Source organism: Cobetia sp. SIMBA_158, assembly GCF_046566945.1.
In the GTDB taxonomy this organism is placed as follows: Bacteria; Pseudomonadota; Gammaproteobacteria; order Pseudomonadales; family Halomonadaceae; genus Cobetia; species Cobetia amphilecti.
The window spans coordinates 1-253 of record NZ_JAWJYL010000727.1; the positions used below are offsets into that span (position 1 = coordinate 1).

The 253-nt window shown below is 34.0% G+C and carries 1 pseudogene; it reads right to left on the reverse strand.

Features of this window, described 5'->3' with window-relative positions:
• A pseudogene (locus R2R70_RS21725) lies at window positions 1-180 on the reverse strand (coniferyl-aldehyde dehydrogenase); the annotation flags it as partial.
• Window positions 181-253 lie beyond the last annotated feature (73 nt).

The following is a 253-nucleotide window of genomic DNA, read 5'->3' on the forward strand; positions in this document are numbered from 1 at the left end:
GCCAAAGTCTTTCGATACTGCACTGATAAGTTCTTCTTCTAGCTCTACAATGCGCGAACGTAATTTTTTTAAAATGGCAATTCGAGAATGAATAGAAGGATAAGGATTATCTAAAAACGCATTTTGTAAACTAGTAAAGTGCGCTGATAAAGAGGCTATTTGTGCTGTGTCTGTTGTCAAAATAGATTACTCGACTTTTAATGTTATTGTCGACTATAGCCTTGATCTGTTTTTCGAACAATAACACTAATTT